The sequence below is a fragment of the Butyrivibrio sp. AE2032 genome, assembly GCF_000702965.1.
The window spans coordinates 246,864-261,685 of record NZ_JNLF01000004.1; the positions used below are offsets into that span (position 1 = coordinate 246,864).

General features: G+C 46.7%; 13 protein-coding genes. 4 read left to right on the top strand and 9 right to left on the bottom strand.

Translation table 11 applies throughout. The annotated features are described in order from the left end of the window. Positions 1–44: 44 nt before the first annotated feature. Positions 45–1,268: a CPBP family intramembrane glutamic endopeptidase gene (locus BO18_RS15245; RefSeq protein WP_034447701.1), complete on the bottom strand. Its 1,224-nt coding sequence runs from the start codon at positions 1,266–1,268 to the stop codon at positions 45–47. A 164-nt stretch (positions 1,269–1,432) separates the two neighbouring features. Here BO18_RS15245 and buk point away from each other — a divergent pair, with 164 nt between their 5' ends. The 3 genes from buk (at position 1,433) to BO18_RS15260 (ending at position 4,625) form a co-directional block, all read left to right on the top strand. Then, a complete protein-coding gene (buk, locus tag BO18_RS15250) occupies positions 1,433–2,545 on the top strand; it encodes a butyrate kinase (RefSeq protein WP_034447703.1) in 1,113 nt (370 codons plus the stop codon). Between the two features lie 13 nt (positions 2,546–2,558). Then, positions 2,559–3,569 (top strand): phosphate acetyltransferase, encoded by a 1,011-nt coding sequence (gene pta, locus BO18_RS15255; protein ID WP_034447704.1) that lies wholly within the window; start codon positions 2,559–2,561, stop codon positions 3,567–3,569. A gap of 87 nt (positions 3,570–3,656) precedes the next feature. Next, on the top strand, positions 3,657–4,625 hold the full coding sequence (locus BO18_RS15260; protein WP_034448596.1) for a DUF4037 domain-containing protein: 969 nt from the start codon (positions 3,657–3,659) through the stop codon (positions 4,623–4,625). 6 nt (positions 4,626–4,631) lie between these two features. Here BO18_RS15260 and BO18_RS15265 read toward each other — a convergent pair whose 3' ends face one another. The 7 genes from BO18_RS15265 to BO18_RS15295 all read right to left on the bottom strand — a co-directional run bounded on the left by BO18_RS15265 (position 4,632) and on the right by BO18_RS15295 (position 12,156). Then, positions 4,632–4,868, bottom strand: a complete 237-nt coding sequence (locus tag BO18_RS15265; protein WP_034447706.1) for a hypothetical protein — start codon at positions 4,866–4,868, stop codon at positions 4,632–4,634. Positions 4,869–4,996: 128 nt separating this feature from the next. Then, the gene (locus BO18_RS15270) at positions 4,997–6,364 is read right to left on the bottom strand and encodes an O-antigen ligase family protein (protein WP_034447707.1); all 1,368 of its coding nucleotides are present in this window, start codon (positions 6,362–6,364) and stop codon (positions 4,997–4,999) included. Between the two features lie 26 nt (positions 6,365–6,390). Continuing rightward, a complete protein-coding gene (locus tag BO18_RS15275; RefSeq protein WP_034447708.1) occupies positions 6,391–7,161 on the bottom strand; it encodes a hypothetical protein in 771 nt (256 codons plus the stop codon). Next, positions 7,158–8,540 carry a sensor histidine kinase gene (locus BO18_RS15280; RefSeq protein WP_034447710.1) on the bottom strand — a complete coding sequence of 461 codons (1,383 nt, stop codon included), beginning with the start codon at positions 8,538–8,540 and terminating at the stop codon, positions 7,158–7,160. The genes BO18_RS15275 and BO18_RS15280 overlap by 4 nt, the downstream gene beginning before the upstream one ends. A 3-nt stretch (positions 8,541–8,543) precedes the next feature. Next, positions 8,544–9,197, bottom strand: a complete 654-nt coding sequence (locus BO18_RS15285; protein WP_034447711.1) for a response regulator transcription factor — start codon at positions 9,195–9,197, stop codon at positions 8,544–8,546. An 88-nt stretch (positions 9,198–9,285) separates the two neighbouring features. Further along, on the bottom strand, positions 9,286–11,826 hold the full coding sequence (locus tag BO18_RS15290) for a heavy metal translocating P-type ATPase (protein ID WP_034447713.1): 2,541 nt from the start codon (positions 11,824–11,826) through the stop codon (positions 9,286–9,288). A gap of 27 nt (positions 11,827–11,853) precedes the next feature. Then, positions 11,854–12,156: a metal-sensing transcriptional repressor gene (locus BO18_RS15295; RefSeq protein WP_034447714.1), complete on the bottom strand. Its 303-nt coding sequence runs from the start codon at positions 12,154–12,156 to the stop codon at positions 11,854–11,856. Between the two features lie 141 nt (positions 12,157–12,297). On the opposite strand from BO18_RS15295, the gene BO18_RS15300 reads away from it, so the two are divergent. Beyond that, complete coding sequence (locus BO18_RS15300) at positions 12,298–13,212, top strand: DMT family transporter (protein ID WP_034447716.1); 915 nt, start codon at positions 12,298–12,300, stop codon at positions 13,210–13,212. Here BO18_RS15300 and BO18_RS15305 read toward each other — a convergent pair. Then, positions 13,142–14,761, bottom strand: a complete 1,620-nt coding sequence (locus BO18_RS15305; protein WP_066738346.1) for a Na+/H+ antiporter NhaC family protein — start codon at positions 14,759–14,761, stop codon at positions 13,142–13,144. The genes BO18_RS15300 and BO18_RS15305 overlap by 71 nt on opposite strands. Positions 14,762–14,822 lie beyond the last annotated feature (61 nt).

The following is a 14,822-nucleotide window of genomic DNA, read 5'->3' on the forward strand; positions in this document are numbered from 1 at the left end:
GTCCCGGGGACAACCTCTTTTAGTTTGCTTGTTTTCATTTCGCGCTATATAAACAGAGCGATGATATCAGGTATGTAAGAATTAACGAACAGAAGCAATGCCATGGAGAAGAATATCCACATCTCGGGGCTGTGTGTAAGCGTGCGGAGAAGCTGCTTTCTGGGCATCTCCCCTTCTCTTGCGACAAGCTTGAACTTCTTTCGCTTGACGATCAGGAGAATGAAGCCCGCAACCTGTATCCCGGTGATGATGAGAAGCCAGACGACCATCAGAAGCAGGATCGGCAGAAGTGAATTCATTGCCTCAGTATAATCGGCAAGTTCTTCCACCTGTCCTGTCTCGAAATTAAAACCGGTCCGCTTGATCAACTCAGCCAAGAGTTCAGTCGTTATCGAAGATGTAACCAGATTCAAACTTCCGTGAAGGATCATGGTATATATTATCCTTCCCGTACGGATGTAGACAAAACCTAACAGAACCCCAATGAAGAAAGTGAAGAAGAACTGCTGGAAATTGCCGTGCCATAAGCCGAACATTATGCCGGACATTGCGCAGCTGATGAATTCTCCGTGACGGAGCGTCCTGTCTATTAGAAATTTTCTGAACAGGAGTTCTTCAAAGATGGCCGGAAGGATTCCTACGGTAATGATCCTGATGACAGTGTTTGACGTAAAGAGAAGATCCTGAAGCTGGCCCAGTGATTCCTGTTCCTTTATTGTTGTGGGCAGTGTCAGAACGGTATGGATCGGCATACCCATCAAAGAACCTACCTGGGCAAGTCCGTAAACCATCAGTATGAGCACAAGGAGCTGTCCGAATTTGATCGTCTTCTTCTCTATCTTTACTGTCGGAAGACCGCGGAGTACAAGTGCCAGCACCAGCGTGCATACGACACATACATTAAACGAATTCATTATAAGATAGATGGTTGAGTAATTCTGCATGTAAAAATCATGGAAGAATATCTTCATAATGTATCCCATCACTCTCATTACGAAGATAAAGCACCAGCCGAAGATGGCATATCTGACGCCTATTGCGGCGATCATATCACCTACAGTATCCGTACTCTTGCAATAACGTGTAAGAATGATAAGTAATCCCAGAAGCGGTATCGCAAAGGCAGCGATAAAAGGAATACCGAAATATTTAGTCTCATCACCGAAAGCAATGCCATTGACATTATTCAGGCACATGACCAGAGCCATGACTGCAACAAGTATTATCGCCGTTACCGATAAGCCCTTGCGCAAAGTTTTATCTTCCATATTAACCTCCCATTAATCCCGTTATGAAGCAACACGTTAATTATACTCAAACAAAAGTGACTTATCCTTAACGCTGCCTTAACATCACAGGAAAGAATATTGTATTTTTTTCAGCAAAATGCGAGTATACTGTCCTAGTTAAATAATTATAAAGAGGAACGTATATGTCAGATACAAAAATATTCCGCATCTTTGTAGTGAATCCCGGAAGCACCTCCACCAAGGTCGAGTTTTTCGAGAATGAAAAGAGCGTTCTCGAAGGCAATGTTTTCCACGATTCAGCGATACTGAAAGATTTCCCCACCATTAACGACCAGCTCGATTACCGCATGGAATATGTTATGAAGTGGCTGAAAGATAACAATATCGATCTCACAGGCGTTGATGCGATCGTCGGCAGAGGCGGTGCATGCTACCCCATCGAAGGCGGCACATACGAAGTGGACGACAGACTAATAAACGATATCCGCGAAGCTAAGGGCGGTGTTTATCACTCCAGCATGCTCGGCGTACAGATGGCAAAAAGACTTCACGACGAGTTCGGCGGCAGACTTCTCATGGTCGATCCCATCGTCGTCGATGAATATCAGGATGTTGCCAGGATCACAGGTGTTAAGGGTATATACAGACACTCAGCAACACACGCGCTTAATCTTCGTGCTACAGCTCATAAGTATGCTAAGAGCGTCGGCAGAAAGTATAACGAGATGAACCTCATCGTATGCCACATCGACGGAGGCATCACCATCACAGCTCACAAGCACGGCAAAATGATCGATGCCAATGACGGCAGCGGCGGAGACGGTCCGATGACTCCTACAAGAATGGGAACAATGGCCATAACCGATGTTATCACCAAGCTTTACGACAGACCCAAGGAAGAACTCAGAAGTCTGTGCATGGCTACAGGCGGTCTCTCATCCTGGTTCGGCACATCCAATTCAGATACGATCCACGAAATGGTTGAAGCCGGTGATCCCAAGGCACAGCTCATCTGGAATGCCATGATCTATCAGATCACAAAGTGGATCGGTTCAATGGCATGCGTACTTCACGGTGAAGTCGACGGAATCGTGTTGACCGGCGGACTGATGCGTTTCCAGGATGTGCTGGGCGGCATTGAGGAAGCGTGCGGATGGATCGCGCCCATCGCCTCATATCCCGGCGAACTCGAACATGAAGCCATGAGAGCTGCAGCGCTCAGAGTATTAAGAGGCGACGAACAGGCAAAGACATATCCCGGCAAGCCGAGATTTGAAGGCTTCGATTTTCTTTAAGGAGAACAAAACCATGAGTTTTATTGAGACGATCAAAACAAGAGCAAGAAGTGATGTTAAGACTATCGTTCTTCCCGAATCAGAAGACGACAGAACTATACTCGCGGCAGCAAAAGTACTTGCCGAAGGAACCGCTGCGCCCATCATCATAGGAACCGAAGAAGAAGTCATGGGTTCAGCCGCAAGACTGGGCGCTGACCTGACAGGCGTACAGATCCTTGATCACACCAAATCGGCCGAGATAGATAAATATGCAACCCTCTTAGCCGAGATAAGAGCAAAGAAAGGCATGACCTTCGAAAAGGCAAAAGAACTCATCTCTGGCGATAAGCTCACATTCGGCATCATGATGGTCAAATCAGGTGATGCTGACGGCCTTGTATCAGGCGCATGCCACACATCTGCAGACATGCTCCGTCCTGCTCTTCAGATCATTAAGACAGCTCCTGAGAGAAAGATAGCGTCGATCGCATTCATGTTCGATATTCCCGACAAGTCCATCGGCGAAGACGGCATCATCCTCTGCGCCGACTGCGCACTGATGCAGGATCCCAATCCTGAGGAATTAGCCGAGATCGGAGCAGAATCTGCTGCATCTTTCGAAGCTCTCATCGGCAAAAAAGCCAAGGTCGCTTTCCTCTGCCATTCCACAAAGGGTTCGGCAAATCACCCCTTCGTAGACAAGGTAGTTGAAGCAGTTAAGATCGCTAAGGAAAAGTATCCTGATGTACTCCTGGACGGCGAACTCCAGCTCGATGCAGCCATAATTCCTGAGATCGGTGCATCCAAAGCTCCCGGTTCACCTGTTGCAGGTCAGGCCAACGTCCTCATCTTCCCTAACCTTGAGGCCGGCAACATCGGATATAAGCTCATTCAGAGGATCGGCAAGGCTGAAGCATACAGCTTCCTCCAGGGTCTCGCAGCACCTGTTAACGACCTCTCCAGAGGATGCAGCGTAGATGAGCTCGCAGGCGTAATCTGCATCACAGCAGTTCAGGCTCAGCAGATGTCAGCTGCAAAATAATAAGATCAATACAATTGATGTAGAATAAAAGAAGCGTTGATGACCTCAGCGCTTCTTTTTGATTTATTCTTCGCAGAGGGGCTTACTATGTGGAACGGACTTAAGATATCAGAAGTATATTTCGAAGAGTATGGTCTTCCCATGCTCGAAAAAGAATTCGCGGAATATAAGGATCAGATAGCGGCAGGTCTTGCCGGTCAGACATCCGAATGTTTCGGATATGACGACTACATCTCGAGAGATCACGATTACGCTCCGGGCTTTTGCTTATGGCTTCCAGAAGAACTCAAAAAGAAGATCGGTGATGATCTTCAGAAAGCATATGACTCACTTCCTGCAGACGAGTTTATCTTGAGACACAGAATGGATATCGGGATGGCAGAACCGAGCAGGATCATGACTGGTGCAAGAAGCAAACGCGTCGGTGTTCACAGTATCGAAGAGTTCTATTATGAGCATACGGGAATAACAGCAGCACCTGTTTCAACACAGGATTGGCTTGCAACCCCGCAGATGTATCTTGCCGAAGCCGTAAACGGAAAAGTGTTCCGTGACGTCTCGGGAGAGTTCAGTTCGATTAGAAAAGTATGGGAAGGATTTTATCCTGAAGATGTATTAAAGAAGAAAGTCGCTGCAGACCTGGCCATGGCCGGAAAGACCGGTCAGTTCAACTATGATCGCTCCATAAAGCGTGGTGATGTCGGGGCCGCATATTATTGTGTTACGGAATTTATATACAAGATTTCCGCGGCATTGTTCCTTCTCAACGGCCGGTATATGCCATATTACAAATGGCGTTTCAGAGCGATGGAAGAGTTTACCACCTTGAAGAGTGTCAGACTACCGCTTATGAGGCTTTCTCAAATGAGCGAAGAAGAAAGTTCAGCTAAGGTCGATCTTATAGAAGAAATAAGCGGTATGGTTATCAAGGAACTGGTAGCTCGAGGTTGGTCTTCGGGCTACAGCGACTATCTTCTCGATAATGCAAAACTCGTTATGAAGACCATAAAAGATACTGAGATTGCATCCTGGAATGTATTCGTCGGTGAAGACTGATCGGGGTTAATTCTTTTCGGTAACCACAAGTGTTATGCAGCCGGATTCCTCGACCGGGGATTCTATCCCGGGTTCATCCCGGGAGATCCCATAGTAAGAGGTACTGTTTCTGATTCCGTTCCAGCGTGCGAAAACCATAACAAACACCATTGTGATTGCGAGCAAAAAGCCCGCAATCACAACGAATCCGCTCCCCATATCTGCGGCATAATTCTTAAACTTAACTGCTAAATCCGGAAACATGTTTTTTCCTCCTTTGCTTTGCTTCTGATGGTATTATTGCAAAGGGAAAAATCAAAAAAGTACTAAATCGGCATCAAAACGGCATCAATTGCAAAAAAATCAGGATATCCGTTCTTCCCGATTCAAGGTCATTTTTCTTCCGGCACATCAGACTGAAATCCCATACCGAGCAGGATGAAAAGGAACGGCGCTGTATAGAACATCGTATTTCCGAAGCATGCAGAGATCAGATAAGCACAGGCTCCGAGCAGAGCAACAACAGTTGACGGCGAAAGTTCAGCTATCTTTTTTACCGCCTTGCGGTAGATGCTGACGATCGCGAAAATATAAACAAGTCCTGCGGGAATACCATAGAACACTGCGTATTGCAAATACTCATTATGAGGGCGGTTGTTTCCGTCAATCGAATTCTCTGCAAGCATTACGCGTATGCCTTCCGTTCCCCATCCGAAGACAGGCTTTTCCAGAATAGCTCCCACCGTCAGTTTCCAAAGGAGCCATCGTCCTGTCCCGGCATATTGTGCGGTCTCTCCCGCAGCATCTGGAGAAGATGATGTTATGTCCGATACATCCCGGAAAAGCTTCATAAAACGCTGGAAGTTTTGCGGTACTGCAAGGAACCCGGCCGCAAAACCGGAGGCAAGGACCGCCAGGACAGGCAGCACCGCGCGTCTTCTGCCCTTTTGAGTGGCAAGGAATACCACACAAGTAACAACAACCGCACCAAAACAAGCCAGATAGCAGCCGCGTGTATTGTTTGCGATCAGTGTAAAAGCGTGCAGTGCTGTGGATAACAGATAAAGTATCTTAATAACCGTCTTTTTCTCATAAAGATACATTGCAAACGAAACCGTGGTTGCGATAGCCAGATAATATCCGAAATGATTGTATTGAAAGAAGACTGCCGTCATAGTGTTCTTTTCCTGGATAAAATGGAAAAACCAGACAGGCAGTATCCCGCTGAGATCCAGGAGCGCCATGACCGAAATGAAACTGCTCGAGACAAGAAAAGAATCGAGCAGGAATCTCTTGGTGCGTTCATAACGTATCATCGAAGCACATCCGAAAAAGCAGATGATATAGCACAGGAACGTGGTTAACGATTCCGCACGGTAAAAGTCACCAGTCATCGCCTCTATCGTGAAGCCGTTTAAAAGTGTGGAGATGATCATCAAAACCGCCATAATCAGGAACCAGAAATGAGGTCTGTGATCTGAAACAATGCTTTTCAAAGATCTCTTGGCAATAACCAATTGAGCAAAATGACATGACATTACGATCAGGCTCAGGATAACCGCGGCTACCCTGATCATTGTGACGGTAAGATCATAACGCCACCCGCTGTAGACCGCTATCTGGACAAAATAAACTGCGGGAGATATCAGGAACATAAGCGCCGGAACTGCTGCCATCAGATCAAGATCCGTTTTCGACGGGAGCATAAAAAGCTCTTTAAATGTTTTTACGTTATGAAAACTCTTGGCCGGATCAGACATTTTCCCTCCAGAACCTGAACAACCTGTCAGAACGTACTCAACGTATATTCATCCAATACGACTTTCACGCTGATCCCGAACGTGTAGTTCTTTGAATCCCTGAATACGAGCCTGATGCCGTTGGAACCGACATCGGCCCATGAAGTAACAGGAGTATATGATATCAGTTTAGCCGAAAGCTGCTTCGAATAGTGATTATATAAAGCATTTCCGAAACGCTCGCATATAGTCTTTGAAAACTCAGGATCATTTTCGATATCAGGTATAAGATTATTCCAATCAGGGTCATAATCAGAATATTCATTGGTATATACATCGTAATAATCAAAACGGAACTCGCAGCTAAGGATCGCTCCTGTCTTGTCGTCAAGAAGGCACTCAAACTTCCAGCTGTTGTTCAGCCATACCTGCACTTCCCAGATGACTATTGTTCCTCTGTTGCTCAGATTTACGAGATTAGGCGTAGCTTTCCATCTTTTTGACACATCGATCTTATAACCGGCAAAATCACTCACGAAGTCACTCATTATCTGTTTGATCTCGTCTTCCTGTATAAATATACCTTTATCTATCTCTATAGCTTCGGCCAGATAGTATTCATAATTAGTTATGTTGATCTTCTGATTCATCGACATGTCGTCCCTGTATGACAGATTGATCTGCTCGATATCCAGGGATGCCTGCTTGCCCTCATAGATCTTGTCATTAACATTGAAATATGCCAGCGGAAGGAACCAGCCAAGCAGAGCCGCCATCACAACAAATACCGAAACAACAAGGGTATATATCTTTCTCATTTTGATATCTCCCTTATCATGACAGTTACACAGGTGCCGTTGCCTTCTCTCGAGGCAAAAGAAATGGTTCCTTTGTGCAGTTCTATTATCTCTTTACAGAGCGTCAGACCGAGACCCGCACCGCCCTGCGCTCTCGAACGCGATTTATCTACGCGGTAAAAAGCTTCGGTGATATGCCTTAAAGCTTCCTCAGGCATACCCCTTCCGTTATCAAAGACGCGGATACGGTAGCTTCCCTTTACCTTCTCGCCCATGATAAGGATATTTCCGCCGTTATCAATTGCTTTTCTGGCATTGTCCAGCAGATTTGTGAGAAGCGAGCTGAAGAGATCAGGATCGGTGGCACAGAGTCCGGGAGTGCATTTGCACTGAAGGACTATGCCTTTCTTTTTATAGACAGGCTGAAGGTGCAGCGTAAGGTTTTCGATCAGCTGCTGCATATCTGTCGGAATGAGCTTTATGCTGGCATTTTCCCTTTTCATCATAAGGAGATCCAAAAGCTTTAACGAAAGTGACTCGAGTCTCTTTCCTTCGGAGAAGATATAATTCGCAGCTTCCTGGGATTCCTCTTCGCTTAATGCCTGGCTTCTCAGAAGGTCCGCATATCCGATGATCGACGTCATAGGTGTTTTCAATTCATGGGCAAAACTTCCCATAAACCTGTCCTGATGATCCATGGCAAGATTCAGTTCGTTAATATTCTCGGTAAGCCTGTCTGCCATGTTGTCAAAGTCGGCGCCGAGCTGTCCGATCTCATCATGAGTCTTGGAATTGACCCTGGCTTCAAGAAATCCGGAAGACAATGCTCTCGCAGTCCTCGATACCTTGGCAAGCGGCTGGGTCATGAGGTATGAAGTAAGCCATGCGGTAATACCGCCCAACAATATCAGCACGATAAGGACCTGGTGATAGGTCCTGACCTGCTCGTCCCTTGCCTCATAGACAAAAGAAATATCATAAAGAGCTATGAGTTCGAGCGGTCTGCCGTTGGTCTGAACCTCACCCTTTATCTCGTAAAAATGCCGTGAATCCCTTGAGAAAAGAAGCGACTCAAAAGCAGATGACGTCTCAAAATCCTCGGTATCAAAGCCCGTCAGATAAAGAACCTGTCCATTCCTCGTAAGCCTCATTCCCACAAGGCCTTCCGCAGTATTCATTCTCTCAAGCGCATTGCTTATGCTTGACAGATCCTGCTGGATATCGACATAGTTTACGAGCTGCACCGACTGCAGGATCATCTCGTATGACTCGGCGGTAGTCTTTTCCACCTGGGCAAGACTGCTCCTGAAATTCTGTGATATCAGAAGAACGCCTCCCACACCGTAACTCAATGTGAGAAGCCATACCATTACGAGGAGCATCTTCTGCCTGAAACGCATTTATTATGCCTCCAGCCTGTATCCGACCTTGGGCACGGCGTGGATGACTTCCTCCCAGCCGAGTTTTTTACGAAGTCTCTGAACATGCAGATCGACCGTCTTGCTCCCGTACGGGAAAGGCTCGTTCCATACACGCTCGTATATCGTCTCTCTGTACATCGCGATACCCGGATTTCTTACGAAAAGCAAAAGCAGTTCATACTCCTTCGGGGTGAGCGCGATCTGATAACCGTCCTTATAGACGATCATGGCCTTCGTATCTATCGTGAGACCGGCAATGTTGATCTCAGTATCAGTCTTGTTATAACGGCGAAGCACAACATTGACTCTGGCGAGCAGCTCGATGATCTCGAACGGTTTGGGAAGATAATCCTCTGCGCCGAGCTCCAATCCCCTTACCTTGTCCTCTACCATATTCTTTGCCGTAAGGAATATGACAGGTATCTTCATCGGACGGATATACTGCATCAGAGAAAAACCGTCGATCTTAGGGATCATGACATCCAGAAGGATAAGATCGAAATAGTTATCCCTTATGATATCCAGAGCTTCCTCGCCGTCAAAAGCGCACATACATGAATAGCCCGCTTTAGTCAGACTCATGCGGATGAGATTGGATATAGGCTTCTCGTCTTCAACTACTAAAATATGTATCATTGAAAGTATTTCCTTCCCCCAAAGTGTACAATCCTAATTATTTTACCACTAGTTGGAATTTCACTGATACATAGTATTTTTATTATTGTCAGCTTATTCCGGTAACCTTGAAATCCTTATCCTCAACAGCTTTTGCAAGGACTTCATCAGCAACATCCTTTTCGAGCACTACAACAGCCGTGCCCTTATCGTGGGATACATCAGCTGAGATAACGCCGTCCAAGGCTTCCAGAGCCTTCTTAACGGTTGCTTCACAGTGTCCGCACATCATGCCTTCAATCGTGATCGTCTTTTCCATAGTGTTTATCTCCTTTTCATTTTTGATCTCTAATTCTTTAAGCCTGTTCCTGATATCGCTTCCGGCCTTATCGCGCCTGGTATCATACGGTCTTACAAGATTTAACCTCAGTGCATTCATGCATACCGTAAAGCTTGACAGGCTCATTGCAGCAGCACCGAACATCGGTGTCATGGCAACTCCCAAAGCCGCATACGCACCTGCTGCAACAGGGATCAGCGCGATATTATAGATAAATGCCCAGAAGAGATTCTCGTGGATATTCCTTATCGTTCTTCTGGATATCCTGATAGCTGCCGCAGCATCTTTAAGAGTCGATTTCATGAGCACAACATCAGCAGCATCTATAGCAATATCCGTTCCTGCGCCGATCGCGATCCCTATATCGGCTGAAGTCAGCGCGGGTGCATCATTTATGCCGTCGCCGACCATTATCACCTTGCCGTATTCTTTGAGCTTATTTACGATCTTCTCCTTGTCTCCGGGAAGGACGTCGGCAACAGTCATATCAACGCCTGACAGCTTTCCTATCGTATCTGCTGTCCTTTTGTTATCGCCCGTCAGCATGACCGTATAAAGGCCCAGTTTCTTTAACTCATTTATCGCTTCGGATGAGTCTTCTCTTATAGTATCTGCCACAGCGATAATGCCCATGAGACTGCCGTCGGACTCAAAGAAAAGCGGTGTCTTTCCCTTTGCCGCAAGCTCTTTTGCCTTTTCTTCGAAAACAGCATCAACAGATCTAATAAACTTTATGTTTCCGCCTCTTATATTCTTTCCGTTTACTGTTCCTTCCAGACCGTTGCCGGCACTGATGCGGAAGTTCGCGGCATCTTCAAGTTCAACGCCGTGTTCTTTGCAGTATTCTGCAACCGCTTTTCCGAGTGGATGCTCGCTCTTTTTTTCGAGCGCATAAGCTGACTTCAGGAGTGATCCTTCATCAGAAACGGGAATGATGTCTGTGACCTGCGGAACACCGCTTGTGATCGTACCTGTCTTATCAAGGACAATTATCTCAGCCCTGCCCGTCTGCTCCAGCGAACCGGAAGTCTTAAAAAGGATTCCGTTCTTTGCAGCAACTCCGTTACCGACCATTATCGCAACGGGCGTTGCAAGACCCAATGCGCACGGACAACTTACAACGAGTACCGAGATGGCTCTCGTAAGCGAATATCCGGTACCTGCGCCCGTGACAAGCCAGATCACGAAAACAACAACTGCAATAATGAGTACACAGGGAACAAATATTCCTGAGACCTTATCCGCGATCCTCGCGATGGGCGCCTTCGTTGCAGAAGAATCGCTCACCATCTTTATTATCTGCGCAAGCGTGGTATCTTCACCGACCTTCTCGGCACGGCATCTGATATATCCTGAACTATTGATGGTACCTGCTGATACCCTGTCGCCTGCCATCTTATCAACAGGCACTGATTCACCCGTAAGAGCAGACTCGTCGACGGCGCATTCGCCTTCCACTATCCTGCCGTCCACGGGGACAGCTCCGCCCGGTCTTACGGCATAGATATCTCCGACCATGACTTCTTCAACAGGAACGGTTACTTCCTCACCGTTTCTGATCAGAACGGCAGTCTTCGGCTGGAGGTTAAGAAGTCCCTTGAGAGCATTCGTGGTCCTTCCCTTCGATATCGCCTCAAGAAGTTTTCCTATCGTTATCAGGGTCACGATCATGGCCGCGGACTCAAAATAGAGTTCATCCATCAAAGCCATCTGAGCCTCGTGAGAGCCCGCCGTTGTCATGTGTAACAATGTTACAAAGCTGTAAATGAATGAGACTCCAGATCCCATGGCGACCAGCGTATCCATATTTGTGCTCTTATGAAGGAGCGCCTTAAATCCGTTCACGAAGAACTTCTTATTGATCACCATAACGATGCCGGCAAGGAGCATCTCAATGATCCCTATCCCGATCATGTTATGCTCAAGGAACTTTGGCGCTGGCCAGTTCCACATGGACACACCCATGGAAAAATACATCAGTATGAGCAGGAATAAACTCGAACTGATAAGCCTGTTTCTGAGGACCGGTATCTCCTTATTTATTAGCTGTTCTTCCATGCTCTCGAAAAGGTGCCCCTTGGCTTTCGCACCGCCTTCAAGCGATGCGCCATAGCCGGCCTCTTCCACAGCCTTTATAACTGCCTTGGGGTCAGCGGAGCCTGAGACGCTCATTGAATTTGTGAGAAGCGATACGCTGCACGAGTTTACGCCCTCTACGCCGTTCACTGCCTTTTCGACATGTGACTGGCAGGCGGCACAGCTCATGCCGGTAACCAGGTACTTATCAGTTCTTACTTCATTGTTTTCCATCAGGAATACGCATTCTAAGGTTGATATTTATTTCATAAGTTTCTGAAGAAGCTCAACCAGCTCTTCAGTCTTTTCTTCCGATCCGTTTCTGATATCTTCAGCTACACACGTTCTTATGTGGCTTCCGAGGAGCACCTTCGAGAAGCTGTTCAAAGAACATTTCGCAGCGCTGACCTGAGTTAAGACATCAACGCAGTAAGCATCTTCCTCAACCATCTTCCTGATGCCCCTGATCTGGCCTTCAATACGGTTCAAGCGCGTAATGAGATCCTTTATCTCCTCTTCGGATCTTTCCTTGGTCCTGCAGTGCGGACATTTTTTCTCAGCCATCGCGTTACCTCCGGTCATATACCCCCTTGGGGTATCTATATCTTGCATAACTATATACCCCCATAGGGTATGTGTCAAGTCCAACTTGCAAAACCAACTACGTTAATATATATTTCTTTTGCTTAAACAAAAGGAGTTAAAATGCGCAAGACCAGGCCACAGGGAGTAATACTGCTTCTCATCACTGCCATCATCTGGGGTTCATCTTTTGTTGCTCAATCGATCGGCATGCAGAGTATTGACGCATTTACTTTTACCGGGATCAGAACTGCTCTCGGGATGCTTTTCCTTCTTCCCTTCACACTCATAATCAACAAAGGATTCGATCTTAGCGCCCCGACTCTTAAGAAAGGCCTGATCCTGGGCATCGTCTTTTCATTCGCACAGAATTTCCAGCAGTTTGCTTTTTACTATTCAACTTCAGGAAAGATTGCATTTGTCACTGCTTTCTACATGTTCTTCGTGCCGCTCTTCTCGGTCATTTTCTTGAAGAAAAAGATCGCTGCGCTTACATGGATATCGATCTTCATAGGCCTTATCGGTCTGTTCTTTCTCTGCATCAATCCTTCAGAACTCACAGACATCAATCTCGGCGACATACTTGCGCTTATCTGTGCAGTCTTTTACGCTGTCCAGATTATGGTTATAGATAAATCAGTCGAAGACGGAAAGACGAGCGGCGTGCAGTTGTCATTCATGCAGTTTTTCGTTGCTGCGGTAATATCGATCGTCGCGATGTTTATTTTCGAGAAGCCCGTAATCGCAGATATAAAGACCGCAGCCCCTTCCCTTCTTTATTCAGGAATAATGAGCTGCGGCATAGCATATACTTTTCAGATACTGGGACAGAAAAAAGCAAGTCCCGTTGTTGCCTCTCTATTAATGTGCCTCGAGTCGGTCTTCGCAGTTATTACCGCTGCAATAATCCTTCACGAGAACATGCTGCCAAGAGAGATGGCAGGGTGCCTTATCATGTTCGGCGCGATCATCCTTTCTCAGATTTCGGAGTCTCTTTCTGCAAAGAAGAAGAATCAGGTGTCGGCAGAACATACTTGAGAAGTACGACCATACCTACCATCAGCGCGATTCCTATCAGGAGTGATATAGCTGCATTCTTTACAAATCCGGCAACCATATAAGTAATGAATGATACGGCTGCGCATGTAAGTGCATACGGAAGCTGTGTCGAGACGTGCGCTATGTGATTGCACTGTGCACCTGCAGAGCTCATGATAGTCGTATCAGAGATCGGTGAGCAGTGGTCTCCGCATACGGCACCTGCCATGCATGCAGATACGCAGATAACGGCAAGCGTAGCCTTGGCAGGATCGGGATCTGTAAGCTTGAACACTTCGAGCGTGATCGGGATCAGGATACCGAATGTACCCCATGATGTACCGGTTGCAAATGAAAGTCCGCATGCGATAAGGAAGATGATCGCGGGAAGCATCATATTGAAATCGCCCTTTGATGACTCAACGATGCCTGCTACGAATTCAGCAGCGCCCAAAGACTCTGTCATGGCCTTCAAAGACCATGCAAGCGTAAGGATCGTAATAGGAGCGATCATTGCCTTGAAGCCTTCCTCAACGCAAGTCATGCTGTCCTTGAAGTTCAATATCTTTCTTGCAAGATAGAAGATGATCGTGAAAACGATTCCGCCGAACGAGCCGTAAGCCAGGCCTACGGAAGCATCACTGTTTGCAAAAGCTTCAACGAATCTGGCAAAGAATCCGCCCTCAAGTTCACCGCTGTAAAAACCGCCCGTGTAGAGCATTCCGATCACGCAGCAGATAATAAGGACAACTACCGGAAGAACAAGGTCAATTACCTTACCCTTCTTCTCAACAGTCTCCTCTTCTTTTGTATCGACCGGCTTAACTGTATAGATATCACCGTTCTTCGCATTGATCTCATGACGAGCCATGGGACCATACTCTATCTTGAATACGGCCATAAGGACCATCATAAGGATTGTAAGAAGCGCATAGTAGTTATAAGGGATAGCCCTTATGAACAGCATGAGTCCGTTTGTGCCTTCAGGAGCGAATCCTGAAACAGCTGCTGCCCATGAGGATACCGGTGCGATGATGCAGACAGGAGCTGCGGTCGCATCGATAAGATAAGCAAGCTTGGCTCTTGAGATCTTCTGTCTGTCAGTAACAGGTCTCATAACGGAACCTACCGTGAGGCAGTTGAAGTAGTCATCGATGAAAATGAGCACGCCCAGACCGATAGTAGCAAGCTGTGAACCGACTCTCGATTTAACATGCTCCGAAGCCCAGTTGCCGAATGCGGCAGAGCCTCCTGCTTTATTCATCAGCGCCACTATTATTCCGAGGAATACCAGGAATACCAGAATGCCGACATTATAGGAATCAGATAGTGATGCTATGATCCCATTGTTGAAAACGTGCTCCAACGCCTTTACCGGATGAATATAAGGGGCAGCGTTTCCCAACGAGAAAAGCACGCCGCCTGTCACAATACCTATAAAAAGCGAACTGTAAACTTCTTTCGTGATGAGCGCCAGCACGATCGCCACGACCGGCGGCACAAGCGCCCAAATGGTGTTGTACAAAATAGGAACAAATTCAGCGTCCATAAAAACCTCCGGGAATAAGGATAGAACCATAATAGCACGGTGCAATGACTGCCTCAAACCG

Coding starts and splice junctions, on each gene's coding strand:
- BO18_RS15270 (WP_034447707.1), bottom strand. CDS start 6,364: ATGTCTGATCCGGCCAAGAGTTTTCATAACGTAAAAACATTTAAAGAG.
- BO18_RS15265 (WP_034447706.1), bottom strand. CDS start 4,868: ATGTTTCCGGATTTAGCAGTTAAGTTTAAGAATTATGCCGCAGATATG.
- BO18_RS15305 (WP_066738346.1), bottom strand. CDS start 14,761: ATGGACGCTGAATTTGTTCCTATTTTGTACAACACCATTTGGGCGCTT.
- pta (WP_034447704.1), top strand. CDS start 2,559: ATGAGTTTTATTGAGACGATCAAAACAAGAGCAAGAAGTGATGTTAAG.
- BO18_RS15245 (WP_034447701.1), bottom strand. CDS start 1,268: ATGGAAGATAAAACTTTGCGCAAGGGCTTATCGGTAACGGCGATAATA.
- BO18_RS15260 (WP_034448596.1), top strand. CDS start 3,657: ATGTGGAACGGACTTAAGATATCAGAAGTATATTTCGAAGAGTATGGT.
- BO18_RS15300 (WP_034447716.1), top strand. CDS start 12,298: ATGCGCAAGACCAGGCCACAGGGAGTAATACTGCTTCTCATCACTGCC.
- BO18_RS15295 (WP_034447714.1), bottom strand. CDS start 12,156: ATGGCTGAGAAAAAATGTCCGCACTGCAGGACCAAGGAAAGATCCGAA.
- BO18_RS15285 (WP_034447711.1), bottom strand. CDS start 9,197: ATGATACATATTTTAGTAGTTGAAGACGAGAAGCCTATATCCAATCTC.
- buk (WP_034447703.1), top strand. CDS start 1,433: ATGTCAGATACAAAAATATTCCGCATCTTTGTAGTGAATCCCGGAAGC.
- BO18_RS15275 (WP_034447708.1), bottom strand. CDS start 7,161: ATGAGAAAGATATATACCCTTGTTGTTTCGGTATTTGTTGTGATGGCG.
- BO18_RS15280 (WP_034447710.1), bottom strand. CDS start 8,540: ATGCGTTTCAGGCAGAAGATGCTCCTCGTAATGGTATGGCTTCTCACA.
- BO18_RS15290 (WP_034447713.1), bottom strand. CDS start 11,826: ATGGAAAACAATGAAGTAAGAACTGATAAGTACCTGGTTACCGGCATG.